The sequence below is a fragment of the Pseudomonas sp. P8_241 genome, from assembly GCF_034008315.1.
Lineage (GTDB): Bacteria > Pseudomonadota > Gammaproteobacteria > Pseudomonadales > Pseudomonadaceae > Aquipseudomonas.
The window spans coordinates 1777683-1803217 of record NZ_CP125377.1; the positions used below are offsets into that span (position 1 = coordinate 1777683).

Genomic DNA, 25535 nt, shown 5'->3' on the forward strand with positions numbered 1-25535 from the left:
CTGTGCACTGGTTTGTCGGCGATAGAATGTTCAATCACAGTGAGCTCAAGCTCGCCATCGCCGGCAAGCCAGCTCCTACAGTTGGTTAAGGCACTGTTTACGGAGTAACCCATGATCGATCGCTTGGTGGCTCAAGTTCTAGGCCTGGAAGTTCGTCTGCTGGCCTGTCAGGCACGCTTGGATGCCCGTACCGACCCCGAGGCGTTGCATGACCTGCGAACAACGATGCGTCGATTGCGCAGCCTGCTGCGGCCGTTGCGCGGTTTGCCGGGCGTCGAGCAGCTGGAGGAGGCGGCATCGCGGGTGGGTGACCTGACCACGCCGTTGCGGGATCGCGAAGTCATGGCGGCGTACCTGCTTGAGCACGGCCAACCCGAAGCTGGACGCAGACGCATGGCTCAGATGGCTGAGGCGTACCCGGCCGTGGCGAGCAGTATCGAGTTGTCGCAGCTATTGATCGTGCTCGACGCTTTTCCGCGTTTTTTGCGCGCATCCCAACGTCAGGGTTTACTCAAGGGGCTGCGCCAGCACATCGAAAAGCGGCTGGCCAAACAATGGAAAAAGCTCGACAAGGCATTGCACGATCCGGCCCATGACCGGCATCGACTGCGGTTGCTGATCAAGCGCTCGCGCTATGGCATCGATGCCTACCCGGAGCTGAACCGGTTACCGAAAAAAGCCATGCCTCGGTTGAAAGAGGCTCAAGGCGCTTTGGGTGACTGGCACGACTGCGTTCAGTGGCTGGCCCTGGCCGAGCACGAAGCTGACTTGCAACCTTGTGTCGCCGTGTGGAAAGCCACGATGGCCAAGGCCGAAAGCCGCGCCGATAAAGTGCTGGATAAACTCAGCGCTGACTGCTTCAAATCCTGAACCCGATGCATCCCCCTGTAGAAGCGAGCTTGCTCGCGATGGCGGCGGCACATCCAACATCGATGTGACTGACACACTGTTATCGCGAGCAAGCTCGCTCCTGCAGAGAGTGGTGTCCACCACTGTGCGGCTCATCTGTCAGTCAATTTGGCCGGAATGAGTGCTGTATGGCCTCTGACCGATCGTTAATATTCCTTCATCCAATTCCCGCTCCTGAGGTTTTCATGCGTTTTTCCGAATTGCTCGACGCCGTCCGCCGCCAGCCACAGGAACTGTCTATTCCGGCCTCCTGGGCACAGGGGCGGGCCAGTTTCGGTGGCTTGGTGGCGGCGCTTCAATTCGAAGCCATGCGCGCAAAGGTTCCGACGGATCGTGCGGTTCGCTCGCTGGCGATCACCTTCGTGGGCCCGGTCGAGCCTGAAGTCCCCGTCAGCTTTGAAGTCGATGTGTTACGCGAAGGCAAAGCCGTCAGCCAGGTACTGGGCCGAGTGATGCAAAGGGGCCAGGTGGTGACGTTGATCCAGGGCAGCTTCGGCGCCTCGCGCCCATCGGAAGTGGCGGTTAACGCTGAGCGTGCGCCAGAGATGAAGCATTGGGACGAATGCCAGGAGTTGCCGTTTGTCGAAGGCGTTATCCCGGAATTCATGCGGCATTTGGCGATGCGCTGGAGTATCGGCGGACTGCCGTTCAGCGGTAGCACCTCTCGGCAAATGGGCGGATGGGTTCGCTTGCGCGGCGATGAGGCGGAAGAGGCGGTCAGTGAAGCGCACATTCTGGCGCTGGTGGACGCTTGGCCACCTGCTGTATTGCCCTTTTTGAAAAAGCCGGCGATGGGTAGCACGTTGACGTGGACTATCGAGTTCGTGCAGCCCTTGCTGGAACTGAGCGCGCTGGCCTGGTGCAAATATCTGGTAGAAACCGAGTATGCAGCCGACGGTTACGGCCATGCCGCCGCGAAGTTGTGGAGCGCGGACGGTCGGTTGATTGCCATGAGTCGGCAGACCGTGACGGTTTTTGCCTGATCAAGGACGACGGTGGCGCTCACGCCAGGCGCGCCACCAGCCACCGCTCAGGAAAAATCGTGGGAAGGTCAGAAATTGCTCGACCATCAGGCGCGACATCGCGTCTTTGCGATCACTGAACGGCTCGGAGGCTTGCGTCTCAAGGCTGTGGCCGTGACGTTGCAAGCCCAGTGCGGCGATCACACCGATCACGCCGATGGCAACGTTCGCCAGGTTCAGGCCGAACACCCCGGACACAATCAGCACAAACGCCACGATGAACAGCGGCACCGCAATCAGGTGCAACACCAGATTTGTCGGGTGCTGATGATTGTTCGGATACGCGCGCCATTGCCACGCGGGAAGGTTGGGGTGTCGTTTGCCCATGATGCTGATCCTCTATCCATGCTGAACACATGATTGAAGAATAGGCCCGGACATTGCTGGCGGCGAATCAAGGCTGGCTATCGATGTGATAGGGGCCATGGTCAATATTGATGTTGGCGGGCTGATTGCCATCGCGAGCCTGCTCGCGAAGCGCCGTCAAAGCTTGAGCTGACCAATGGCCTTGCTCAGTTCCCCAGCCAAGGCGGCCAGTTCATTACTGGTAGTTGCCGAGCACACAGTCTGTTGCACGGTGTGCTCGGTCACATCCCGAATACTGACCACCGAACGGTTCATTTCTTCGGCGACCTGGCTCTGCTGCTCGGCCGCCACCGCGATTTGCGTATTGCTTTCGCGCATCTGCGCCACCGCGCCGGTGATGTCTGCCAGCGCAGCACCGGCCTCCTGGGCCTGTTGCACGCATTCGTCCGCCTTGAACGAGCTCTCCTGCATGAAGTCAACCGCGTCGCGGGTTCCCGCCTGTAGTGCCGACACCATGAGGGTGATCTCGTCAGTAGACGCCTGAACCCGTTTGGCGAGGTTGCGCACTTCATCGGCCACCACGGCAAAGCCGCGCCCCATCTCACCGGCCCGGGCCGCTTCGATGGCAGCGTTCAGCGCCAGCAAGTTGGTTTGCTCGGCGATGCTATGGATCACGTTCACCACGCTGTTGATCTTCTGGCTGTCCTCGGCCAGGCGCTGGATCATCTCGGCAGTTTGCTGCACCCCGGTGGACAACCCGGCAATCGACTTTTGAACCCGAGTCACCACTTTCTGCCCGCTACCGGCCAGGCTGTCGGCCGATTGCGACAGGTCACGGGTGGCGCCGGCGTGTTGGGCGATGTGATAGACCGTGGCGGTCATTTCGTTGATCGCGGTGGCGGCCTGATCGGTTTCGCTTTGCTGGCCGAGCATGCCTTGGCGCACGTCGTTCATGCTCGATGCCAATCGGGCGGCACCTTCGTCAAGCTGTCGGGCGGTAGTGGCGACCGTGTTGACCACCCGCTGATACCCGGCCTGCATGGCATTGAAGGCATTGGCCATTTGCCCGACTTCATCGTTGCAGGCCAATGGAACGCGGGCCGACAAATCCCCGGTTTTCTCAACGTGCAGCATCACATCTTTCAACGTGTTGAGTTGGCTGAGCAGAAAGCGGATCAACAGCTGCGATGCGCCGAGCATCGCCAGCATCAGGATTAACACCGCCGTGGCGTAATGGCTGAAGCGTTCGGCGAAAACCTGTTGAAGACTTGGCCCGTAGGCGACAACCGCTATTTGCTGGCCGTCCAAGCGGGTGAATACTTCGGCACCCATCAACGGGTTGTCACCGACCAGCGGCATGGAATTGAGGTCGACCCAACCCTTCGCATCACTCAGTCCCGGTACCGGTTGTTTATTCAACGCTGGCATCTGGCCGCGACTGAATGTCAGCAGATTATCTTGCCGGGGCAGCGGCTGCCCGGCAGGCCAGGCGCTGAGCAATCGGGCCTGCTCCTGTGCCGAAGCCTTTGCTGCCTGACTGCGGGCCTGCTGTTCGAGATGCACGGCAAACAGCACCAGCAGCAGTGTGGTGACGAAGGCGACGGCGTTGACTGCCCAGAATTTGTACTTCAACGAGATGTTGCTAAGCCAGGCACCCATGGAGGTTTTCTCTGATAGCGGAAACAGTATTGGCAAGGTGCCATTATTGTGCCGCTACTCAGCGATACGAAATTTGATGCAGGTCAGTGCGCTTGCTCACGATGGCAGTCTGTCAGTCACATCCGTATTGAGTGTGAGGACGCTATCGCGGGCAAGTTCGCTCCTACTGGGGGGAGGTGATTACTGGGAGATTGATGGCAAACCGAAGAATTCGCGTGCACAGAGGGTGGTATGCGCCGCGAGATCCTCATTGGTTTCCCCGCGATGCAGTGCGACCTCTCGCAACACCTCGGTCAGATATGCCGGCTCATTGCGCCCGTTTTTCGGTTTGGGGCGCAGGCTGCGCGGAAGCAGATAGGGGGCGTCGCTCTCCAGCATCAGACGTCCGCGCTTGATTTCCTTGACCAAGGGATGCAGGTGCGTGCCCCGGCGCTCGTCGCAGATCCAACCGGTGATGCCGATGTGCAAGTCCAGATCGAGGTAGCTGAACAATGCTTTCTGTTCACCGGTGAAACAGTGCACCACGGCGGCGGGCAATTGATCGCGGTAGTCGCGCAGGATTTCCAGTAGGCGCTGACTGGCATCACGCTCGTGCAGGAATACGGGCAACTGCAATTCGACGGCCATCGCCAGATGTTCTTCGAGGACTTTTTCCTGCTGGGGGCGTGGTGAGAAGTCTCGATTGAAATCCAGACCGCATTCGCCCACGGCGACCACAGTGGGCTCCTTTAACAGACTGCGCAGGCGCCGGGCGCTGTCGGCAGTCCAGTCGCTGGCCGAGTGGGGGTGGATACCCGCCGTGGCGAACAGGCGCAGGGCGCTTTCATCCAGTTGTTGGCAAAGCTCCAAAGCCTGCTCACTGCCCTCGACACTCGTGCCGGTGAGCACCAGTTGGCATACCCCTGCGGCGTAGGCGCGGTCGAGAACAGCCTGGTGTTTGTCGGCAAAGCTGGGGTTGGTCAGGTTGACGCCGATATCGATGAGTTGCATGGTGCTACCTCGGACCAAAGGCCGAAAAGCATATCAGAGCCTTGGATTTATAAGAAAAGCCAAGAACTACAATGGGTTAACGCTGTCTCTTGATTCGCGATCTTGATTCGCGATCTTGAGCGGCAGGACACACGCGTTGGTGCGACTACTGTCAATGTGCCATTATTCTGCGCTTTTCCGGTGCTTCTGTGTTCTGTTTTTGTCGCCGTGCTTGATGCCATTTGACATGAACATGGCCTGGTTTTCTTTGCGGAGAGTGGATGATTCGTCCCTCGGTTTTGCTTCTGCTGTGCTGTTCGCTGCTGCTGCCGATGGCGGCGGTTGCGCGGCTGCCTGGACCACAGCAAGCCGTACCGGCGGCAAAAGTTCGAGATCTTCCGGAAATTCGCAACAGCCGCATACTGCGGGTGCTGGTCAACCAGAGCCGCAACAGTTCCGGCGAAGTTCAGGGCCAGGCGATTGGCGTCGAATATCATCGCCTGCGCGCGTTCGAACAATACCTCAACGGGCATGCTCGCGACGGTCAGGACATCTCCCTCAAGATTATCCCCAAGGGCAAGGACCAACTGCTCGGCGCATTACAGCGCGGAGAAGGTGACCTGGTGGCGCCGGGCGAACTGCTGGATTTGCAGCCGGGCTATGCCGTCAGCACCAGTGAGCCGCTTGCCAGCAATATTCCGTTGGTCTTGGTGGGGATCAAAGGCGAGCGGCGCTATACCCGTCTCGAACAACTCTCGGGCAAGACCCTGGCCTTGCCCACCGGAAGCGCCGCGGGAGACGCCGTCAGTCAAATCAATCAAAAACTCGCACTGCACAAGCTGCCTCCGGTGACGATCGAGTGGGTCGATCCAAGTCTCGCGGTCGAGGATGTGCTGGAGATGGTTCAGGGCGGCATTTTTCACCTGACCATCGTCGAGCAGCCGATTGCCGAGCGCTGGGGCAAGATCCTGCCGAAACTGCGATTAGACAAACAGGTGCTTATCAGGGATCCGGGCGAGGAATTCTGGTTCGTGCGCCGTGATGCATCAATGCTGCGCGCCAGCATCGATCGCTTCCTGAGCGGATACAAAAAACCATCGGATCAGGACGCGGCGTTCCTGCGGATTTATCGGCGCCTGTACCAGGTTCACTATCCATTGGCGAAGGCTGACCGGCAGCGCCTGGAGAAACTGCGGCCCGTACTGCAAAAACACGCTGACGCTCAAGGCATGGACTGGCTGAACCTGGCTGCGCTGGCATTCAAGGAGTCCGGCTTGCAGCCCACCGTTCGCAGTGGTGGTGCGCCGACCGGTCTGATGCAGATCACGCCATCTGCGGCTCAGCGAGTAGGTGTCAACAATATTCAGGATATCGACGGCAATGTGCAGGCTGGCGCCAAGTACCTTGCGATGATCCGGCGCAAGTTCTTTGCCAGTTCCAGGCTCAATGAACGTGAACGCATGGCCTTCGTGCTGGCGGCGTACAACATCGGACCAGAGCGGGTGCAAGGTATGCGTGCCGAGGCGCGGCGGCGCGGCTTGAATCCGAATCAGTGGTTCTTCCAGGTTGAGCGAATCGCCATGGAGCAGGTCGGAATGGGACCTGTCAGCTATGTTAATAGCGTGAACAAGTATTACTTGGCGTTCGATCGAGAGCGGGAGTCGTTGGAGCCTCAGGGGCAAAAGGTAGCCCTACGCAAGTAATCGAATAAACTGATTGTTATGGCGGGGTTTTTGCGCTTTTAACATGATGTTTACTGATTAATATGGCGGCCAACCAACACACATTCATTATGGAAGAAACAGCATGAGCACACTGGTCAACAAGGTACTGTTCACCCGCGCTGGCTACGGTCTGACCGTTTTGCGAATTTTCGTCGGCATCATCTTCGCAGCCCACGGGGCGCAGAAGCTTTTCGGGGCATTCGGTGGTTATGGCCTGGCCGGGACCGCACAGTACATGGAGAGCATTGGTCTGGCACCGGGTTACCTGATGGCGACGCTGGCTGGTGGTACCGAGTTCTTTGCCGGCCTGGCCTTGATCATCGGCCTGCTGGCGCGCCCGGCGGCATTGGGGCTGACGTTCCTCTCATTGGTCGCTATTTTTTCGGTACACATCAGTAATGGTCTGTTCATGGCCAACAACGGTTACGAATTCGCCCTGGCTCTGCTGGGTGGCAGTATCGCGGTATTGATTGAAGGGGCCGGGAAGCTTTCAGCTGATCGCGTCATCGCGGGCTGAACGCTCTGGCGCAACGAAAAGGCCCGCATTACGCGGGCTTTTTTTGTTGTTCGTGATTCTTGACACCGTCCGGTCAGCTTCTCTAGGATGCTGCTCATGCGCCGATTTAAACAGCTACTTGCGGGGCGCCAGGTAACTCGATCAGTTACCGATAGAAGCTGGAAACAGGCTTCGAAATACCGCTAAAGCGCTGGTTCGGTGTTGCCTCTCACCTGCCATGCAGACTTTTGAGGCAGAGACACGACACAATGAATGCACTAAGCCCCGTTATACGTCCCGCGCCGATCACGGCACATCTGACCCAACGCAATCCAAAAATCCTGCTTGGCGGTAAACATCAGCCGACGCTGTTGCGTTATCTCGATGGCTGGCCTCGTCGCACCGGCGGTCCTGCTGCGTTCCTGATCCAGTTTGTCGAAGATGGCGAATCCCTGGCGCGGTTCGCTAACGACAGTTTCGACCTGGCAGTGATTCAATCTCCCAGCCTCGAAGATGCGCCTGAAATGATCAGGCAGCTGACTCGCGTTGCCCGGCAAGGGTTGATTACCCGACGCTGAGGTTATGGGTACTCAATAGCCACGATGTATACGCATTGCTCGCCGGTCGGCGTCTGGACCCGTACTTCGGCGTCCAGGGCTTTGCCGATCAAGGCGCGAGCCAGTGGTGAGTCGATGCTGATCAGGCCCAGTTTGAGGTCCAGTTCATCCGGCCCGACAATGCGGTAGCGCGACTCTTTGCCGTCCTCGTCTTCAATCGTGACCCAGGCACCGAAATAGACCTTGTTCGGATCGCTGGGTTTTTCACTGACGACCTTGAGCGCTTCCAGGCGTTTGGTGAGAAAGCGTACGCGGCTGTCGATCTCGCGCAGCATTTTTTTGCCGTAGGTGTATTCGGCGTTCTCCGAGCGATCGCCCTGTGCCGCAGCCTCGCTGACCGACTGCGTTACTTGCGGTCGTCGAACGTGCCAGAGCTCATGAAACTCGGCGCGCATCCGCGCTTCACCTTCAGGGGTGATCAGCGCGGTACCGGCGGTGCGGGGAGGGCGATAACGGCTCATGGTGACTTCTTGTGATTAGGAGTGCTTGAGTTTATCAACCCTCGCGCAGCACTGTCAGGGGGCTTGCGTTCAGCGCCCGGCGGGTGCCGAACACGCCGGCGCCACCAATCAGTATCGCGCCAATCAGCGGCAACACCAGCAGCCACGGATGCGGATGCCAGGGCAGGTCGAATGCAAATCGGTAAAGCACCAGGCTCACGAGTTCCGAACCCAGCGCTGCCAGCAACCCGCTGACCGCCCCCAGCAAACCGAATTCGATTCGTCGCGCCTTGACCAGCAATTGCCGTTCCGCGCCCAGAGCCCGCAGTAATGCGCCTTGGCGAATGCGTTCATCGAGTGTCGCTTGCAGACCGGAAAACAACACCGCCATACCCGCCGCCAGCACAAACAGCAATACGTATTCCACCGCCAACGTGACTTGCGCGAGGATGCTGCGCAGCTGCGCCAGCAATGCCTCGACTTGCAAAATGGTCACTGCAGGGAACGACCGAGACAGGTCGACGATCTGCTGGTCATGTCCTGCCGACAGATAAAAACTGGTCAGGTAAGTCGCTGGCAGATCCTTCAAGGTCCCCGGCTGGAAGATCATGAAAAAGTTCGGCTGGAAATTGTCCCAGTTGATTTCTCGCAGGCTGGTGACTTTCGCCTCGCGATTGACCCCTCCGACCGTAAAGACCAGATGATCCCCCAGCTTGAGCTTCAGGCTTTCGGCGACTTTGCCCTCTACCGATACGCCGGGGATTTCATCGGGCGGTTGCTCCGGCCACCAGTTGCCGGCGGTGAGTTTGTTGCCTGCCGGCAGGTCCGCGGCCCAGGTCAGGCTCAGGTCACGCTGGATGGCCCGGTCACCCGCTGATTCTTTGGTGACGATTTGCTGCACGGGCTCGCCGTTGATGCTGATCAGGCGCCCCGGCACCACCGGGTACAGCGGCGCCGATTGTGCTGACACGGCAATCAGGCGATCGGTGAAGGCTTGTTTGTCTGCCGGCAGGATGTTCAGGGCGAAGTAGTTTGGAGCGTTTTTTGGCAATTGGTTTTGCCAGGTATCGAGCAGCTCGCCACGCAGCAGGGCGATCAACGCCATCGACAGCAGGATCAGGCCGAACGCCAGGGACTGACCGGCAGCGGCCTGCGGATGACGCAACAGTTGACCGAGGCCCAGACGCCACGGCAGGGAGGCGCGGGCCAGCATCCGTCGCAGACTTTGCAACAGCAGCAACAGCAATCCTCCCAGCACCAGTGCAGCAACCACGCCCCCGCCAAGCAATGCGAAGGTCAGCAGCAGATCCAGGCTCAGGCGCCACATGATCAGGGCAAGGGCACCCAGCGCCGCGCCGTAGACCATCCACGTACTGGAGGGAATCGGCAGCATGTCCCGACGCAACACCCGCAATGGCGGTACCCGACCCAAGGCAGCCAGCGGCGGCAGGGCGAAACCGGCCAGCGCCACGAGTCCGGTGCCGATCCCGGCGATGGCCGGAAACAGACCGCCCGGTGGCACGTCGGTCGGTAGCAAATCATGCAACAAGGCAAACAGCCCCAGCTGTGCCAGCCAACCAATTGCGGCGCCGGTGAGGCTGGCGAGTAGTCCGAGCACGGTCAGTTGAAGGCTGAACAACACCAGGGTTTCCCGGCGTGACAGACCCAGACAACGCAGCAGTGCGCTGGCATCGAAACGGCGGGTCGCAAAACGCGTCGCCGACAGCGCCACCGCCACACCGGCCAGCAACACCGCCACCAGACTGGCCATGTTCAGGTAACGCTCTGCTTTGCCCAAGGCGCCGCCGATCTGCCGGTTGCCATCGCGGGCATCCTGGATGCGCTGATTGGCCGCCAGTCCGGGTTTGATCAATTGCCGATAGGTTTCCAGCGCTTCGGCATTGCCGCGCCAGAGTTCGCGGTAACTGACCCGACTGCCGGGCTGCACCACACCGGTGGCGGCAAGGTCGTCGAGGTTGATCAGCACCCGTGGTGTCAGGCTGTAGAAATTGCCGGCGCGGTCGGGTTCGTAAGTCAGCACGCGCGCCAGCTTCAGGGTTTTCATCCCGACATCGACGCTGTCGCCGATCTTCAAGTCGAGCGCGGTCAGCAGCCGCGCTTCGACCCAGGCTTCCCCTTGTTTCGGCCCGCCGCCGGGCTCTTCCTGGGCGAACGGTGCGGGCGCGCTTTTCAGCTCACCACGTAGCGGATAGACGCTGTCCGCCGCTTTGATACTGGACAACTGGATGCCGGTATCGGTGGCGATGACGCTGGAGAACTCCACTACTTGTGCGTGTTTCAGCCCCAGATCGATGCCGCTTTTTATCTGTTCGGGGCGGGCCGGTGAGCTGCCCTCGAGCAGCAGGTCGGCGCCGAGGAACTCCGTGGCCCGCAACATCATGGCGCCGTTCAGGCGGGCGCCGAAGTAACCGATGGCGGTACTCGCGGCCACGGCCACCAGCAGGGCAAAAAACAATACGCGCAATTCACCGGCGCGGGCGTCGCGCAGCAATTGTCGGATGGCGAGACTGAACAGGCGCAACAGCGGCAGGCGTGCCATCAAGGCTCCAGAGGGGCGACCAGCAGGCCGGCTTCAAGTCGGATCAGGCGCCGGCAGCGATGGGCCAGGCGTTCGTCGTGGGTCACCAGCACCAGAGTCGTGCCGCGTTCCTGGTTAAGTTCGAACAGCAGGTCGCTGATGCGCTCGCCGGTGTGGCTGTCGAGGTTGCCGGTGGGTTCGTCGGCAAAAAGCACATCGGGCTCGGCGGCAAACGCCCGGGCGATTGCCACGCGCTGCTGTTCACCCCCGGAGAGCTGGCGTGGCGAGTGGGTAAGGCGTTGACCGAGTCCAACCCGTTGCAGCAACTCCGTGGCGCGGCTGCGGGCGTCTTTGCGGCCATCGAGCTCCAGCGGCAGCATGACGTTTTCCAGGGCGTTGAGGCTGTCGAGCAGTTGAAACGACTGAAAGACAAATCCCACATGCTCGGCGCGAATGCGTGCGCGCTGGTCCTCGTCGAGCTTGCTCAGGCCTTGACCGGCAAGTGTCACTTCACCACTGCTGGGCAGGTCGAGACCAGCGAGCAGGCCGAGGAGGGTGGATTTGCCGGAACCGGATGCGCCGACGATGGCCAGGCTGTCGCCCTTGTTCAGTTCCAGGCTGAGTTCGTGCAGGATGGTCAGTTCACCTTCCGCGCTGGGAACCACTTTGCTAAGGTTCTTCGCGGTGAGAATGCTTGCGCCCATGGAGAATCCGATGCGTGTGTGGTTTTTGAGTGCTGGCCTGGCCTTGATGTGCATGGCCCAGAACGCAGCGGCGGGTACTGTCCTGATCGTTGGCGATAGTATCAGCGCCGGTTTCGGACTGGATACCCGGCTGGGGTGGGTGTCGTTGCTCGAGCAACGGCTCAAGCGTGAAGGTTTCGACGATAAAGTCGTCAACGCGTCCATCAGTGGCGACACCAGTGCCGGAGGCCAGGCGCGGCTGCCGGCGCTGCTTGCAGAGCATAAGCCGGAGCTGGTTGTCCTGGAGTTGGGCGGCAATGACGGCCTGCGTGGATTGCTGCCAACACAATTGCAACAAAATCTTGCGTCGATGATCGACAGCTCCCGGGCCAGCGGTGCCAAGGTGTTGCTGCTGGGCATGCAATTGCCACCCAATTATGGTGCGCGTTACACCCAGGCCTTCGCCGAGGTTTACAGCAATCTGGCCGATGAAAAGAAAATCCCCCTGGTGCCCTTTTTTCTCGACGGTGTGGGTGGTCACCCGGATCTGATGCAGGCCGACGGCATCCACCCGGCAGCCGGGGCCCAGGACAAGTTGCTGGAAAATGTCTGGCCTACTCTAAAACCGCTGTTATGACGCTTTTCTAGTAGCAGGCTTTCGGCTAAGGTGGCGCCCCCGATTTGGAGCCCCCGATGCCGCGTCCCGCCTGGTCACTATTTTCCTATCAACTGATCGAGCCTGACGAACAGCTGGATCTGTTCGCCTGTCAGGAAGTGCGGGTGCATCTGGTGACCCGTCAGCTGGAACTGGGCGGGTCGGCGGACCGGACGCTGTGCGGCAGTCTGTTGCCTGCGCAACCGCGTTGGTCGAGTGTTGATCGGCGGGTGTTTCAGGATCAGCGGTTGTGTTCGTTGTGTCGGGCGATTCTTGAGTCGCAGAAGCGGGGCACGTCACCGATCTGGCCTGAATTGCGGTTTGAGCTTTAATCCGTCAGGAGTCCAGGAGTCCAGTAGTCCAGGCGGCCTGATAGCCGACCTGCCTTTGGTTGGTCGAGTACATATCCATTCCTGCGGTAACGGCGGCTTGTGGTTTCGCCCTTACGGCGAGTCACTTTTTTTACAAGCGCCTAAAAAAAGTAACCAAAAAAACGCTCGCCCCGAGCGTCCGGCCCCTCGCTTAGGCTCGGCGTTCCTTCGCTCCGGTATTCATCCGGGGTCATCGCCTCCGGTCGGCTTCGCTTCGACCTCCTCTCGATGTGTTCGACTGCGTCGAACGGCGCTGCGCGCCTACTCCCGGATGAACACCTCCACTCAGCCTCCCGAAGGGGCGGGTGGATCAAGATCAAGAGCTGCAGGCGAGCTAACGCTCGGCCTGTTGAGTGGTGGAAAGCAGGGGGTGATGCCCCAATCCGTGTAGGAGCTGGCCTGCCAGCGAAGACGGCCTGCCGGCCGACCTGAATCTTGCCGATGCCCCCAATCCCTGTAGGAGCGAGCCTGCTCGCGATGGCGGCCTGCCAGCCGACCTGAATCTTACGGATATACCCAATCCCTGTAGGAGCTGGCCTGCCAGCCGACCTGAATCTTACTGTTATACCCAATCCCTGTAGGAGCTGGCCTGCCAGCGAAGACGGCCTGCCAGCCGACCTGAATCTTACGGATATACCCAATCCCTGTAGGAGCTGGCCTGCCAGCGAAGACGGCCTGCCAGCCGACCTGAACCTTACGGATATACCCAATCCCTGTAGGAGCTGGCTTGCCAGCGAAGACGGCCAGCCCGCCGACCTGAACCTTACGGAATTACCCAATCCCTGTAGGAGCTGGCCTGCCAGCGAAGACGGCCTGCCAGCCGACCTGAACCTTACGGATTTACCCAATCCCTGTAGGAGCTGGCTTGCCAGCGAAGACGGCCTGCCAGCCGACCTGAACCTTACGGATATACCCAATCCCTGTAGGAGCTGGCTTGCCAGCGATGTCAGCCTGCCAGCCGAGCCGATTTTGCAGAGGTACCAGATCAACGGCTCGCAGCCTCGCTTCGCCGACAGCTGCTACGGGAAGTGTGTAGGAACCCACAGCACAAAACCGCCTTGCATCGCCTGCAATCGGGCGATCTCCCCGAAATAACAGACAGCGGTGTACAATCGCGTTCTTATACCCCCTGTTGATCATGCGAAGGATTTTCCGGATGTTGCCGCGCTTTCCCGCCGTCACCCGCTGCCTGACCCTTGCCGCCCTGTGTGTGGCCGGTCCTGCTGCAGCCTTGGAGCTGCCTCTACCACCGCCCGGTGAAGACATCGTCGGTCAAGTGCAAGTGATCAAGGCCAAGTACGAAGATACCTTCGCTGACCTTGGCACCACTTACGATCTGGGTTACACGGAAATGGTCGCGGCCAACCCGGGTGTCGACCCATGGTTGCCGGGTGCCGGTACCGAAATCATTCTGCCAACGCGCTTCATCCTGCCGCCGGGCCCGCGTGAAGGCATCGTGATCAACCTCGCCGAATACCGCCTCTACTACTTCCCTAAAGGCCGGAACGTCGTCTACACCTTCCCGCTGGGTATCGGTCGTGAAGGCTGGGGTTCGCCGATTGCCCATACCAGCATCACCGCCAAGACACCGAACCCGACCTGGACGCCTCCAGCGTCGATCAAGGCCGAGCACGCCGCCGATGGTGATCCGCTGCCCAATGTCGTGCCGGCGGGTCCAGACAACCCGCTGGGGCCGTTCAAATTCACGTTGGGTACGCCGGGCTACCTGATTCACGGTTCGAACAAAAAGTTCGGCATCGGCATGCGCACCAGCCACGGCTGCTTCCGCATGTTCAACAACAACGTGCTGGAAATGGCGGGCATGGTGCCGGTCGGCACGTCGGTAAGGATCATCAACGACTCCTACAAGTTCGGCGTCAGTGGCGGCAAGGTTTACCTGGAAGCGCACACACCGCTGGACGACAAGGGCAACCCGTCGGTGGTCGACAAGCATACTGCCGTGATCAACGCGATGCTCAAGCGTGAAGACATTACCAACAACCTGCGCATGAACTGGGATGTGGTGCGCGATGTTGTCGCTGCCGAAGACGGCCTGCCGGTGGAAATCGGCGTGCCGAGTGGTACCGCTCCGATGGTGTCGAGCGCACCTCTCGATCCACTGCAGTAAGGCTTGAAGGGAACCCGTCGACGCAGGCCGCGTCGGCGGGTTTTTTATTGCCCGCAGAAACACCAGGCAATAAAAAAGCCGACCCAAAAAATGGGTCGGCTTAATAACAATCCCGAGGGATTATTACTTGCGGCTAGCTTTTTCCAGCATGCGCAGAGCACGCTCGTTAGCTTCGTCAGCAGTCTGTTGTGCTTTTTGAGCAGCAGCCAGAGCTTCATCAGCTTTACGGTAAGCTTCGTCTGCACGAGCCTGGGAGCGAGCTGCTGCGTCTTCAGTAGCGGTCAGACGTGCTTCGGTTTCTTTCGATGCGCTGCTGCAACCGGTAGCCAGAACTGCGGCCAGAGCCAGAGCAGAGAATTTCAGAACGTTGTTCATCGTGTTCCCCTTCAAGGACTTTCTATTAAGTAGCTATCTCCTCAGCATGAGGAAATAGCCGGCGTACATACTACCCATTACTTGTAGTAAGTAAAACTGACATGAAGCAAGAAGCAAAAAAAATTGTAGGCGTTGATGCTTTTTCGAGCAACTTTTAACTGCAATGTTTAAAAAATATCCAGCCGCAAGGCCCGATCCTGAGCGAGCCGCTGCGGAAAAGTTCCTCATTCCCAGTGCTCTTTTTTTCAGTCTTGGCTAAAGTCTGCCTATATGGGTTCGTCTACACTTTTGTTCGGGTTTTGCGCAGCAGCTCTCATATCTTTCTCCATATTCAGGTGACTTTAACAACGGGCGCTCGTCTTAAGTCTCAACATCCGGCAATGTTCAGGCTTTCGACCTTGGCAATCTTGGGTCGAGCCTTTCCTGCGTGACCCTGAGCAGCACCCGTCAACTTGCGTAATGACGAGCGTACCTTGAGCATTTCGGGCAATGGTGCCTACTATTTGTACGTGCTCGGCAGCGCGAGATCGGTGCGGTTCTTCTCGGTGTCCATTCAGGCACGGGGTGGCGTAGATGTTCCTTCGCCGGAAAAACATCGGTAAGGTAGGGGTCAGAATTTCAGACCCGCGAGGAGTAGTGATGAGCGAGGCGTTGTCCATCCACCATGACCAGGCTGGTCATCAGTTCGAGACCAATGTGGACGGTCATCGTGCCTATCTGACCTATATGGATCTGGGGAAACAGACCCTGGATATCTATCGCACCTTCGTGCCCAACGCATTGCGTGGTCGTGGCATAGCAGCAGCCTTGACCGAGAAGGCGCTGGAGTACGCCGAGGAAATGGGCTACACCGTCATTCCTTCGTGCTCCTACGTCGAGCGCTATATGGAGCGTCACCAGCGGCACGCGGCCAAGCTGAGCCAGTGACCCGGAGTAAAACGAACGCATAAAAAAACGCCGGGTTCAGCCCGGCGTTTTTTTGTCTGCGGCAAACGGCGATCAGCTGCGATCGCGTTTTGGCAACACATCCTTGAGCTTGGCGTGCATGCTGCGCAACGTGGTTTCAGTCGCGGTCCAGTCAATGCAGGCGTCAGTGATCGACACGCCGTATTGCAGGTCGGCGAGGTCTTTCGGGATCGCCTGGGCGCCCCAGTTCAGATGACTCTCGACCATCAGGCCGATGATCGACTTGTTGCCTTCCAGGATCTGGTTGGCGACGTTCTCCATCACCAGCGGTTGCAGGGCCGGGTCCTTGTTGGAGTTGGCGTGGCTGCAGTCGACCATGATGTTCGGCTTGATCTTCGCCTTGTTCAGCGCCTGCTCGCAGAGCGCAACGCTGACCGAATCGTAGTTCGGCTTGCCGTTGCCGCCGCGCAGGACCACGTGACCGTAGGCGTTGCCCTTGGTGGTGACGATGGACACGCCACCTTCCTGGTTGATGCCCAGGAAGCGATGCGGGCTGGAAACCGATTGCAGGGCGTTGATCGCCACGGTCAGACCGCCGTCGGTACCGTTCTTGAAGCCGACTGCCGAGGACAGGCCGGATGCCATTTCACGGTGAGTCTGGGATTCGGTGGTGCGCGCGCCGATGGCCGACCAGCTGATCAGGTCCTGCAAGTATTGCGGGGATATCGGATCGAGTGCTTCCGTGGCGGTCGGCAGGCCTTTTTCAGCCAGATCCAGCAGCAACTGGCGACCGATGTGCAGACCGTCCTGGATCTTGAACGAGTCGTCCAGATACGGGTCATTGATCAAGCCTTTCCAGCCGACGGTGGTGCGCGGCTTCTCGAAATACACACGCATGACCAGATACAGGGTATCGGACACTTCGGCAGCGAGTGCCTTCAGACGCTCGGCATATTCGTGGGCAGCCTTGATGTCGTGGATCGAGCAAGGCCCGATGACGACGAACAGGCGATGGTCGGTGCCATCCAGAATGTTGCGAATGACTTCGCGACCCTTGGTGACGGTGCGCAATGCAGCATCGCTCAGGGGAATATCGCGCTTGAGCTGATCGGGGGTGATCAGCGTATCGTTGGAGGCGACGTTTAGGTCGTTGATCGGTAAATCAGCCATCGTTTACTCGTCAGGTCACGGGTGCCGGCCGCCAGCGAACCCGCGCGGCGGAGCACAGCAAATTAAGCGCGTCGGGGAGCCGAACCTTAGCGCGTTACACCGTGACTCGACAATGGGCAGACACCGTTTTAGTCCAGCACTGGCTGCGTAAACGCCTTGCGCACCGATTCATGAGAGAACTCGTCGGCATGTGCCTGGACCCATTCCAGCGCCAGCGCCTGAATATCCTGCAAATCGTCGTGGGCGTCATGCAGGCGGCAGAAACTATCGATCCGGCAGACCTGCTCGCCCATCCGGGCGCTGAACAGCATCTGCTCGTCGACAAAGGCAATGCCCACCAGATACCCGTGTTTACGTCGCAGGCACCAGGCGACGTAGCCCAGAAAACGCATATCGGGATTCAGCGTCGGCATGCGTACTTCAAGCGCTGTGCCATGGCGCCAGGCACGGTGGTAATTGCAAGCCATGCCCCCCAGGCTGATAGTGTGTAGCTGTTGCCGCGAAATACACTCGGGTTTAAGCAATGTTAATTCGACGGGCACATCGTCAGGGTGAGGAATAAAACGTCCCATGAACACAGACTCCATGTGTCGGCCATCTGACATTGTTTCCCCCAGTATAGTGGTCGAATTGGATCTCACCGATTTCGACGCCGACCAACGGCTGCTGGCGATGAGCGGCGTGTCGTTGGTGATTTTTACCAGCGTCGGTTGCGCCAGTTGCCGGTTTGCCCGTGAACAGCTGCCTGGCCTTGATCTGGCGGTGGATCGGCTGTGCTGGATCGATGCTGGGGACAATGGCGGGGCGGTCGAACGTTATTCTGTTTTTCATTTGCCCGCGCTGTTTGTCGTGCGCGATGGTGAATTCTTTGGCGCATTGAAAACGCGCCTGACCCGCTCTGAACTCAATGCTGGCGTGGCGCAGGCGTTAAGTCGCCCAGCAGAGGAATTGCCTTGATGGGGACAGTTGCCAGGCCGAGAATCGGCATTATCGGGACCGGTGCAATCGGCGGTTTCTACGGGGTGATGCTGGCGCGTGCCGGCTTCGATGTGCATTTTCTGCTGCGCAGCGAATTTTGTGCGGTCGCCGAGCACGGGTTGTGCGTCAATAGTGCACCGCATGGCGCACTGACGCTGAACCCGGTGCAGGCGTATTCAAGTGCCGAAGTCATGCCGCCCTGCGACTGGTTGTTGGTCGGGGCGAAAACCACCAGCAATGCCGATCTGGCACCGGCCATCCTTCACATCGCAGCGCCAGGCGCCAAAGTGCTGCTGCTGCAAAATGGCCTGGACGTGGAAGACGGCTTGCGCGAACTGCTCCCTGAATCTCTGCATGTGCTCGGGGGGCTTTGCTATATCTGTGTCCATCGCGAGAGCCCGGGCGTCATCACCCATCAGGCGCTGGGTGCGGTGCATATCGGTTACCACAGCGGGCCTGCCGATGCGTCGGCACGCACTGCGATAGTCGGGGAGGGGAGCGGTTTGTTCCTCGCCGCCGGGATCGATTCCCAGGTCATGTCGAACCTGCATCAGGCGCGCTGGCAAAAACTTGTCTGGAATATTCCGTACAACGGTCTGTCGGTGCTGCTCGGGGCAAGCACTACACCGCTGATGGCTGACAGCGACAGCCGCGAATTGATCAAGGCGCTGATGGCCGAAGTGGTCCAGGGCGCGACCGCCTGTGGTCACGCCTTACCAGCCGGGTACGCCGACCATTTGTTCATGGTGACCGAAAAAATGCCCGACTACTGGCCGAGCATGTACCACGATTTCCTGCACAAGCGGCCGCTGGAACTGGCCGCCATTTACGCTCGGCCTCTGGCCGCGGCGAAGGCCGCCGGGTGTGAGATGCCGCGCATCGAAGCCCTGTATCGCAGCTTGAGTTTTATTGATCGACGCAATAGTTGAATCGGTCGACCCGAGGGGGTAAAGGCATGGCAAAGACTAACGACGACCAACTGGTGCTGGCGATTTCCTCGCGGGCGTTGTTCGACCTCAGCGAAAGCCACAAGGTATACCTGTCCAGTGGGGTCGAGGCCTACCGGCAATATCAGATTGAACACGAAGACGAAATCCTCGAACCTGGCGATGCTTTCCCGTTGGTGCAGAAACTCCTGAATCTCAACACTCAACTGGGGCGCGCCCGGGTCGAAGTGATACTGGTATCGCGCAACAGCGCCGACACCGGGCTGCGGGTGTTCAATTCGATCCACCACTATGGCCTGGCGATATCCCGGGCGGCATTTGTCGGCGGCCGCAGTCCGTATCCGTACCTCAAGGCATTTGGCTGCGACCTGTTTCTCTCGACCCATGCCGAAGACGTGCGCAGTGCGCTGGACGCCGGTTTCGCTGCGGCGACCATTCTCTCGGGCGGCGCCAGTCGCGCGGCCAGCGACGAATTGCGCATTGCTTTCGACGGTGACGCGGTGCTGTTTTCCGATGATTCGGAGCGGATCTATCAGTCCGCTGGCCTGGAAGCGTTCCAGGCCAGCGAGCGTGAATCTGCCCGTCAGCCGTTGCGTGGTGGGCCGTTCAAAGGCTTCCTCGGCGCGCTCAATTTGTTGCAGCGCGAGTTCCCGGACGACGCCTGCCCGATTCGCACCGCTCTGGTGACGGCGCGCTCGGCCCCGGCCCATGAGCGGGTGATTCGCACCTTGCGCGAATGGGATATCCGCCTGGACGAATCGCTTTTTCTCGGTGGCCTGACCAAATCGGCGTTTCTCGAAGCCTTCGCTGCCGATGTGTTTTTCGACGATCAGGCCGGGCATTGCGAGTTGGCACGTGAAGTCGTCGCCACCGGTCATGTGCCCCACGGCATAAGCAACGAGCAAAAGGTTTAAGCCCACCGTTCAATGCGTTACGCCGGGCGTCGCACTCTCCAAGGCACTGCTAAGCTGAATCAAATCTCCGCCATGTTGGCATTCGAGGAGGTCATATGATTCGTTCGATGCTGTATGCCACTGACCTCGGTCTGTACGCCCCCGTGGTGATGCAGCATGCCCTGGAGTTGGCTCGAACCTTCAATGCCAACTTGTACGTGGTGCACGCGGTTGAGCCCATGGGATTATTTGCCGAGTCGGTGCTGCAAAGTTACCTCGACGAGCAGTCGTTGAACGAATTTCACAGCCAGGGATTGAGTACGGTCATCGCGAGCATTGAACAGCGGGTGCTGGACAGTTTCCGCGAAGAACTCGGGGAAGAGAACCAACATGACCTTGAACGGATCCAGGCGGTGCGGGTGCTGCAGGGCGATCCGTCGCAGGTGATTCTGGACCAGGCGCAGAAACTCTCTGTGGATTTGTTGATCGTAGGTAGTCACAGCCATGGCGCTGGAGCGGAAACCCCCTTGGGACGAACCGCTGCGCGAGTTCTGCAACTGGCCACCGTCCCTGTTTATCTGGTGCCGCTGGTACAGCGTCGCCGCCAAGGGGATAGCTAGAACACGAATAATGGCAATTTGATAAAAAAGTTCTAGATTTATTCTTCGAGCCATTAATATAGTTATATATCGTCGCTGATGCCCGTGGCGTCTACCTGCTTTGAGGGATTCATATGAAGCTTCAACAACTGCGCTACATCTGGGAAGTGGCGCACCACGACCTCAACGTCTCCGCTACGGCCCAAAGCCTTTACACCTCTCAACCGGGCATCAGTAAACAGATCCGCTTGCTGGAAGACGAACTGGGCGTTGAAGTATTCGCTCGCAGCGGCAAGCACCTGACCCGCGTCACCCCGGCCGGTGAGCGCATCATCACCACTGCCGGCGAAATTCTGCGCAAGGTTGAAAGCATCAAGCAGATCGCCCAGGAGTTCTCCAACGAGAAGAAAGGCACCCTGTCGATTGCCACCACTCACACCCAGGCGCGATATGCGTTGCCGCCAGTGATCAGCAATTTCATCAAGCAATACCCCGACGTTGCCCTGCACATGCACCAGGGTTCGCCGATGCAAATCGCCGAAATGGCTGCTGACGGAACCGTGGATTTCGCCATCGCCACCGAAGCGCTGGAGCTGTTCGGTGATCTGGTGATGATGCCGTGCTATCGCTGGAACCGTTGCGTGGTGGTGCCACAAGGGCATCCGCTGACCAAGCTGTCGAAGCTGACCCTCGAAGCGCTGGCTGAATACCCGATCGTGACTTACGTGTTCGGTTTTACCGGTCGCTCAAAGCTCGACGAAGCCTTCAGTCATCGCGGTCTGACGCCGAAAGTGGTGTTCACCGCCGCCGATGCCGACGTGATCAAGACGTACGTTCGCCTGGGGCTAGGCGTCGGCATCGTGGCGAAAATGGCCGTCGATACCAAGCTCGATAGCGACCTGGTGGTGCTCGATGCCAGCGAATTGTTCGAGTCCAGTGTGACCAAGATCGGTTTCCGTCGCGGAACCTTCCTGCGTGGTTTCATGTGCGACTTCATCGAGAAGTTTGCGCCGCACCTGACCCGCGAAGTCATGGCCAAAGCCATCGCCTGCCACAACAAGCAGGAGCTGGAAGAACTGTTCGACGGTGTTGAATTGCCCGTGCACTGATGCCGGTCAAACGACCTCGGTAACAGCAAACTGTTGCCGAGTACCCTCCACCAGAATTTCCACCTCATCGCCCTCGAACTTGCCCAGCAGGCTTTTGCCCAGTGGCGAGCGTGGGGTGATGACGGTAATCAACTGTCCCACCAGATCAACTTTCAGACCCGCGGCATCCGGCGCCAGAAACAGCCATTGTTCGCGACCTTTCTCGTCTTCCAGTCCGAGCAGGGCGCCGACCTCGATACCGCGTTGGTCGTCATACGCACGCAGTGTCAGGTTTTGGCAAAGCGTCAGTGAGTGGCGAATTTCCTCCACACGCCTGGCCTGCCCGGCCGCCAGATAGGACGCCTCCAGCCCCAGTGTGTCGTACTTGTTCTCGGCGATGTTTTCTTCGTGCGTCGCGGTTTCGTAAGCGGTTTGCGCGGCACGCTCAGCAATGTCGAGATCGATGCGCAGCTTGTCGAGGATCAGTTGGTGAACCGTGTGTTTATTCATGATCAATCGCAGAATTGCAGGACATTGGCGCGGCTTTTCTCGCTTGGAATGGTTCGATCCTGCTGCAACCAGAACTGACAGGTCGGATTGGCCAGATTGCGGCTGCTGCTGCGGGCTTGATCGAGCCGTTGCGCCTGCTCATTCTTGCGCAGATTCTGCTCATATTGCTCGAACAGCGGACTTTGCGGCGCGATGTCCGGCACGGGTTGCGCGACCACTGGCGGTTTGGCCAACAGCTCCACTGCGGCCGCGACCGGTGCCAATTGCTCGCTGAACAACAGGCGCGAAGCGAGCCAGCTCGTCAGCGCAATGGCAATGAAGCCCAGCCACATGCCGAGGGCAATGCTGGCGGTCAGTTGCAGGGCATTGAGTCGAATCGGGAAGGATCGGCGCGGAGTGGAACGGTAGGGCATGGCGGCCTCCTGGCGAATAGTCGCGGGCGAGAGACGATTGTCGCATGAAGATTAATCGCCGTCGGCTCTTCTGCGCGGGGTAATTTATGCGGACAATCGGCGCATTTGCCAACGGGAATCTGCAATGCCTGAAATGAATACCCGCTGGGATATTTTTTGTACCGTGGTCGACAACTTCGGCGACATTGGCGTGACGTGGCGACTGGCCCGTCAACTGGTGGCCGAGCATGGCCTGGCTGTACGGTTATGGGTCGATGATTTGCGCGCCTTCGAGCGCCTGTGTCCCGCAATCGATATCCATGCGGCGCAGCAGTGGCAGGAGAATGTCGAAGTCCGTCAGTGGTCGGGCGAGTGGCAGCCGACAGCTGCGGCAGACGTGGTGATCGCCGCATTCGCCTGTCAATTGCCCGCTGCCTACATGGAGGCCATGGCCGAACGGGAACAGCCGCCGTTGTGGATGAACCTTGACTACCTGAGCGCCGAGGATTGGGTAATCGGCTGCCATGGCTTGCCTTCGGTGAAGTTCAGGCACGTGCAGAAGTTCTTTTTCTTCCCGGGCTTCCAGAAAGGAACAGGTGGCCTGTTGCGTGAACGCAATCTGCTTGAGCAACGTCGGCAGTTTCAGCAACGCCCTGAAGCCCAGCGAGAATTCCTGCAGGGTTTAGGGATTGATCGCGCACCTGACGCACAATTGATCTCATTGTTTGCCTACGAAAACACCGGGCTGGCCAGTTGGCTCGATTCAATGGCCGCTGATTCGACTGCCACTCATCTGTTGGTGCCCGAGGGACGAATTCTCGGTGATGTCGAACGCTGGCTCGGGGTCGACGGGCTGTCGGCCGGTGATCTGCATAGGCGCGAGGCCTTGACGGTGCAGGTGCTGCCATTCGTTCGGCAGGACCAATATGACCTGTTGCTCTGGAGTTGCGATTTCAATGCCGTGCGCGGCGAAGACTCTTTCGTCCGTGCGCAATGGGCGGGTCGACCGCTGCTGTGGCACATCTATCAGCAAGAGGAAGATGTCCACCTGGATAAGCTTGAAGCCTTTCTCGAGCTGTATACGAAGGGCTTGTCGACCCCGGCACGGGAGGCGATCAGCGGTCTGTGGCGGGCGTGGAACGCGGGTGAAAAAATGACCGACCACTGGCAATCCACACGTAAACACTGGCCAGAGCTGGAAAAACACGCCGAGACGTGGTGTCTGGAACAGGCCTTGCTGGCCGATCTTGCCACGGCGCTGGTACAGTTTTATGGAAATTGGATATGATACGCGGCCTAGATTTTTGTAAATCCCATCCAAATTCGGATATTCGTAATGAAAACTGGTAAAGAACTGAAACCCGGGATGGTGATCCGTCTCGAAAACGATCCTTGGCTGGTTCAGAAAGCTGAATTCACCAAGTCGGGTCGTAACAGCGCGATCATGAAGACCAAGCTGAAAAACCTGCTGACCGGCTACAAGACCGAGATCGTTTACAGCGCCGACGACAAACTGGACGACGTGATCCTCGACCGCAAAGAAGCGACCCTGTCCTTCATCAGCGGCGACGCCTACACGTTCATGGACACCACTGACTACACCATGTACGAGCTGAACGCTGAAGACATCGAAAGCGTTCTGCCGTTCATCGAAGAAGGCATGACCGACGTTTGCGAAGCCGTGTTCTTCGAAGACCGTCTGGTATCCGTAGAGCTGCCGACCACCATCGTGCGTCAGGTTGACTACACCGAAGGTTCCGCTCGCGGTGACACTTCCGGCAAGGTGATGAAGCCTGCCAAACTGAAGAACGGTACCGAGCTGTCGGTTGCTGACTTCATCGAAATCGGCGACATGATCGAGATCGATACCCGCGAAGGCGGTTCCTACAAAGGCCGTGCCAAATAAGCACCGCTTGAGGAATGAAAAAGCCCGACCACTGAGTCGGGCTTTTTTGTACCTGGATTTCAGTTCAACACAGGCTCCCTGTGGGCGCGGGCTTGCTAGCGAACAGGTCCGCCGAGGCGCTGGGATTTACTCTTCTTTCTTCATCAGGCCCGCCAGCGCCGCAAACGGGTTATGCGTCGCCTTGGCGATTTTCGGTGTGCTCAGCGAACCTTCGCCGAAATACTGCTGGTCGGTATACCGGGAGTGTTCGTTGTCGTGGCAGTACAGACACAACAGCTCCCAGTTCGATCCGTCCTGCGGGTTGTTGTCGTGGTTGTGGTCACGGTGGTGCACGGTCAGTTCGCTCAGACGCTTGCCGGAAAACTCACGGGCACAGCGGCCGCACACGTGCGGGTACATTTTCAGGGCCTTGTCGCGGTATCCCATTTCCTTGTCGCGCTGGTTGTCGGCGAGGATGCGGTCCAGTTTCGACGTGTTGGTTGGGGTGGACGAACTCATGGGTTCACCTTTGTAGAAAGACTAATGACGGTTATGCAGCCAGTTTAGCTCAGCCCTTGAGCTTCTCGGCAATCCAGATCGTGTGGCGGGTGCCTTTGTTGCCGTGCGCGAAGACTTGCATCTCTTCGGCCTTGAACCCGGCTTTTTTCAGTTTGTCGGAAAATTGCCGGTCCGCGCTGGCCGACCAGACCGCCAGCACGCCTTTTGGTCGCAGGGCTTTGGCGCAGGCGCTCAGGCCGCCGGCGGAGTACAGCCAGCTATTGGCTTTCTGGGTCAGGCCTTCGGGGCCGTTATCGACATCGAGCATGATCGCATCGAAGCCCTGCGGCTCGGCTTGCAGGACCTTGGCCACGTCTTCCAGGCGAATCACGGTGCGAGGGTCTTCAAGCGGTTTACCGGCTTTCTCGCCCAATGGGCCTCGGTTCCACTCCACGACGCCGGGCACCAGCTCAGCGACGACCACTTCGGCGCTCTTGCCCAGGTGCTTGAGCGCCGAGGCGAGGGTAAAGCCCATGCCCAGTCCACCGATCAACACGCGCGAATTGGGCCGGCCGGCGACCTTGCGGCAAGGGATCTCGGCCAGGGCATCTTCGGAGCCGTGCATGCGGGTGTTCATCAATTGCCCGCCGTCACCACCCTGGATCTTGATGACGAAATCCTCGCCGTATTCGAACAGGCACAGGGCACCGCCGTTTTCAGGAATGGGGGTGGTGTCGAGCAGAACGAAACGTTTCATGGGGCTCACTTGAAGAAAA

The 25535-nt window shown here is 59.0% G+C and carries 29 protein-coding genes; 16 read left to right on the plus strand and 13 right to left on the minus strand.

Annotated elements, in window-relative coordinates; translation table 11 throughout:
* Nucleotides 1–111: 111 nt before the first annotated feature.
* Nucleotides 112–870 carry a CHAD domain-containing protein gene (locus QMK58_RS08010; RefSeq protein ID WP_053161712.1) on the plus strand — a complete coding sequence of 253 codons (759 nt, stop codon included), beginning with the start codon at nt 112–114 and terminating at the stop codon, nt 868–870.
* A 224-nt stretch (nt 871–1094) separates the two neighbouring features.
* A complete protein-coding gene (locus tag QMK58_RS08015) occupies nt 1095–1892 on the plus strand; it encodes an acyl-CoA thioesterase (protein WP_053161710.1) in 798 nt (265 codons plus the stop codon).
* On the opposite strand, the gene QMK58_RS08020 is transcribed toward QMK58_RS08015, so the two are convergent.
* The 3 genes from QMK58_RS08020 to QMK58_RS08030 form a co-directional block, all read right to left on the minus strand.
* A complete protein-coding gene (locus tag QMK58_RS08020; protein WP_053161709.1) occupies nt 1893–2258 on the minus strand; it encodes an Mpo1-like protein in 366 nt (121 codons plus the stop codon). It lies immediately after the preceding gene.
* A gap of 156 nt (nt 2259–2414) precedes the next feature.
* A complete protein-coding gene (locus QMK58_RS08025) occupies nt 2415–3896 on the minus strand; it encodes a methyl-accepting chemotaxis protein (protein ID WP_053161707.1) in 1482 nt (493 codons plus the stop codon).
* Between the two features lie 180 nt (nt 3897–4076).
* Nucleotides 4077–4886 (minus strand): TatD family hydrolase, encoded by an 810-nt coding sequence (locus tag QMK58_RS08030; protein WP_053161705.1) that lies wholly within the window; start codon nt 4884–4886, stop codon nt 4077–4079.
* 260 nt (nt 4887–5146) lie between these two features.
* Between QMK58_RS08030 and QMK58_RS08035 the strand changes: the two genes are divergently transcribed.
* The 3 genes from QMK58_RS08035 to QMK58_RS08045 all read left to right on the plus strand — a co-directional run bounded on the left by QMK58_RS08035 (nt 5147) and on the right by QMK58_RS08045 (nt 7663).
* On the plus strand, nt 5147–6568 hold the full coding sequence (locus QMK58_RS08035) for a transglycosylase SLT domain-containing protein (RefSeq protein WP_320396123.1): 1422 nt from the start codon (nt 5147–5149) through the stop codon (nt 6566–6568).
* A 103-nt stretch (nt 6569–6671) separates the two neighbouring features.
* Nucleotides 6672–7106, plus strand: a complete 435-nt coding sequence (locus QMK58_RS08040; protein ID WP_320396124.1) for a DoxX family protein — start codon at nt 6672–6674, stop codon at nt 7104–7106.
* Between the two features lie 248 nt (nt 7107–7354).
* The gene (locus QMK58_RS08045; protein ID WP_053161699.1) at nt 7355–7663 is read left to right on the plus strand and encodes a hypothetical protein; all 309 of its coding nucleotides are present in this window, start codon (nt 7355–7357) and stop codon (nt 7661–7663) included.
* Nucleotides 7664–7665: 2 nt separating this feature from the next.
* Here the strand turns inward: QMK58_RS08045 and greB are convergent, their stop codons facing one another.
* The 3 genes from greB to QMK58_RS08060 are packed head-to-tail and all read right to left on the minus strand — an operon-like array spanning nt 7666 to nt 11385.
* Nucleotides 7666–8163 carry a transcription elongation factor GreB gene (gene greB / locus QMK58_RS08050; RefSeq protein WP_017339816.1) on the minus strand — a complete coding sequence of 166 codons (498 nt, stop codon included), beginning with the start codon at nt 8161–8163 and terminating at the stop codon, nt 7666–7668.
* 34 nt (nt 8164–8197) lie between these two features.
* On the minus strand, nt 8198–10702 hold the full coding sequence (locus QMK58_RS08055; protein WP_320396125.1) for an ABC transporter permease: 2505 nt from the start codon (nt 10700–10702) through the stop codon (nt 8198–8200).
* Nucleotides 10702–11385: an ABC transporter ATP-binding protein gene (locus QMK58_RS08060; RefSeq protein WP_053161695.1), complete on the minus strand. Its 684-nt coding sequence runs from the start codon at nt 11383–11385 to the stop codon at nt 10702–10704. Before QMK58_RS08060 ends, QMK58_RS08055 begins: the two co-directional genes overlap by 1 nt.
* 10 nt (nt 11386–11395) lie before the next feature.
* On the opposite strand from QMK58_RS08060, the gene QMK58_RS08065 reads away from it, so the two are divergent.
* From QMK58_RS08065 to QMK58_RS08075, 3 genes are all read left to right on the plus strand, one after another.
* Complete coding sequence (locus tag QMK58_RS08065) at nt 11396–12001, plus strand: arylesterase (protein ID WP_053161693.1); 606 nt, start codon at nt 11396–11398, stop codon at nt 11999–12001.
* A 56-nt stretch (nt 12002–12057) separates the two neighbouring features.
* Nucleotides 12058–12351: a hypothetical protein gene (locus QMK58_RS08070; RefSeq protein WP_053161691.1), complete on the plus strand. Its 294-nt coding sequence runs from the start codon at nt 12058–12060 to the stop codon at nt 12349–12351.
* A 1195-nt stretch (nt 12352–13546) separates the two neighbouring features.
* Nucleotides 13547–14518 carry a L,D-transpeptidase family protein gene (locus QMK58_RS08075; RefSeq protein ID WP_053161688.1) on the plus strand — a complete coding sequence of 324 codons (972 nt, stop codon included), beginning with the start codon at nt 13547–13549 and terminating at the stop codon, nt 14516–14518.
* Between the two features lie 123 nt (nt 14519–14641).
* Here the strand turns inward: QMK58_RS08075 and oprI are convergent, their stop codons facing one another.
* Complete coding sequence (oprI, locus tag QMK58_RS08080) at nt 14642–14893, minus strand: outer membrane lipoprotei OprI (RefSeq protein WP_003183784.1); 252 nt, start codon at nt 14891–14893, stop codon at nt 14642–14644.
* A 639-nt stretch (nt 14894–15532) separates the two neighbouring features.
* Between oprI and QMK58_RS08085 the strand changes: the two genes are divergently transcribed.
* A complete protein-coding gene (locus QMK58_RS08085) occupies nt 15533–15820 on the plus strand; it encodes a GNAT family N-acetyltransferase (RefSeq protein ID WP_008057026.1) in 288 nt (95 codons plus the stop codon).
* Nucleotides 15821–15892: 72 nt separating this feature from the next.
* Here QMK58_RS08085 and QMK58_RS08090 read toward each other — a convergent pair whose 3' ends face one another.
* The gene (locus tag QMK58_RS08090) at nt 15893–16969 is read right to left on the minus strand and encodes a 3-deoxy-7-phosphoheptulonate synthase (RefSeq protein ID WP_053161686.1); all 1077 of its coding nucleotides are present in this window, start codon (nt 16967–16969) and stop codon (nt 15893–15895) included.
* Nucleotides 16970–17097: 128 nt separating this feature from the next.
* The gene (locus QMK58_RS08095) at nt 17098–17541 is read right to left on the minus strand and encodes a PilZ domain-containing protein (RefSeq protein WP_053161684.1); all 444 of its coding nucleotides are present in this window, start codon (nt 17539–17541) and stop codon (nt 17098–17100) included.
* Here QMK58_RS08095 and QMK58_RS08100 point away from each other — a divergent pair.
* The 5 genes from QMK58_RS08100 to cysB all read left to right on the plus strand — a co-directional run bounded on the left by QMK58_RS08100 (nt 17540) and on the right by cysB (nt 21495).
* Nucleotides 17540–17926 (plus strand): thioredoxin, encoded by a 387-nt coding sequence (locus QMK58_RS08100; RefSeq protein ID WP_053161682.1) that lies wholly within the window; start codon nt 17540–17542, stop codon nt 17924–17926. The two genes, QMK58_RS08095 and QMK58_RS08100, sit on opposite strands and share 2 nt — an antisense overlap.
* Complete coding sequence (locus QMK58_RS08105; protein WP_172681849.1) at nt 17923–18876, plus strand: putative 2-dehydropantoate 2-reductase; 954 nt, start codon at nt 17923–17925, stop codon at nt 18874–18876. The genes QMK58_RS08100 and QMK58_RS08105 overlap by 4 nt, the downstream gene beginning before the upstream one ends.
* Nucleotides 18877–18902: 26 nt before the next feature.
* Complete coding sequence (locus QMK58_RS08110; protein ID WP_053161677.1) at nt 18903–19808, plus strand: 5'-nucleotidase; 906 nt, start codon at nt 18903–18905, stop codon at nt 19806–19808.
* A gap of 95 nt (nt 19809–19903) precedes the next feature.
* Nucleotides 19904–20407 (plus strand): universal stress protein, encoded by a 504-nt coding sequence (locus tag QMK58_RS08115; protein ID WP_053161676.1) that lies wholly within the window; start codon nt 19904–19906, stop codon nt 20405–20407.
* Nucleotides 20408–20520: 113 nt separating this feature from the next.
* Nucleotides 20521–21495, plus strand: a complete 975-nt coding sequence (cysB, locus tag QMK58_RS08120) for an HTH-type transcriptional regulator CysB (RefSeq protein WP_053161674.1) — start codon at nt 20521–20523, stop codon at nt 21493–21495.
* Nucleotides 21496–21501: 6 nt separating this feature from the next.
* On the opposite strand, the gene QMK58_RS08125 is transcribed toward cysB, so the two are convergent.
* Nucleotides 21502–21984: a GreA/GreB family elongation factor gene (locus tag QMK58_RS08125; protein WP_053161672.1), complete on the minus strand. Its 483-nt coding sequence runs from the start codon at nt 21982–21984 to the stop codon at nt 21502–21504.
* A 2-nt stretch (nt 21985–21986) separates the two neighbouring features.
* Nucleotides 21987–22397, minus strand: coding sequence for a hypothetical protein (locus QMK58_RS08130; RefSeq protein WP_053161670.1), 411 nt, complete (start codon nt 22395–22397; stop codon nt 21987–21989).
* Between the two features lie 124 nt (nt 22398–22521).
* On the opposite strand from QMK58_RS08130, the gene earP reads away from it, so the two are divergent.
* Nucleotides 22522–23664 carry an elongation factor P maturation arginine rhamnosyltransferase EarP gene (earP, locus tag QMK58_RS08135; protein ID WP_320396126.1) on the plus strand — a complete coding sequence of 381 codons (1143 nt, stop codon included), beginning with the start codon at nt 22522–22524 and terminating at the stop codon, nt 23662–23664.
* 48 nt (nt 23665–23712) lie between these two features.
* The gene (locus QMK58_RS08140; protein WP_053161666.1) at nt 23713–24282 is read left to right on the plus strand and encodes an elongation factor P; all 570 of its coding nucleotides are present in this window, start codon (nt 23713–23715) and stop codon (nt 24280–24282) included.
* Nucleotides 24283–24408: 126 nt separating this feature from the next.
* On the opposite strand, the gene QMK58_RS08145 is transcribed toward QMK58_RS08140, so the two are convergent.
* Together QMK58_RS08145 and QMK58_RS08150 are read right to left on the minus strand one after the other, a co-directional pair.
* Nucleotides 24409–24780, minus strand: a complete 372-nt coding sequence (locus QMK58_RS08145) for a YajD family HNH nuclease (protein WP_053156205.1) — start codon at nt 24778–24780, stop codon at nt 24409–24411.
* A gap of 49 nt (nt 24781–24829) precedes the next feature.
* Nucleotides 24830–25516: a spermidine synthase gene (locus QMK58_RS08150; RefSeq protein WP_053156208.1), complete on the minus strand. Its 687-nt coding sequence runs from the start codon at nt 25514–25516 to the stop codon at nt 24830–24832.
* Nucleotides 25517–25535: the final 19 nt, after the last annotated feature.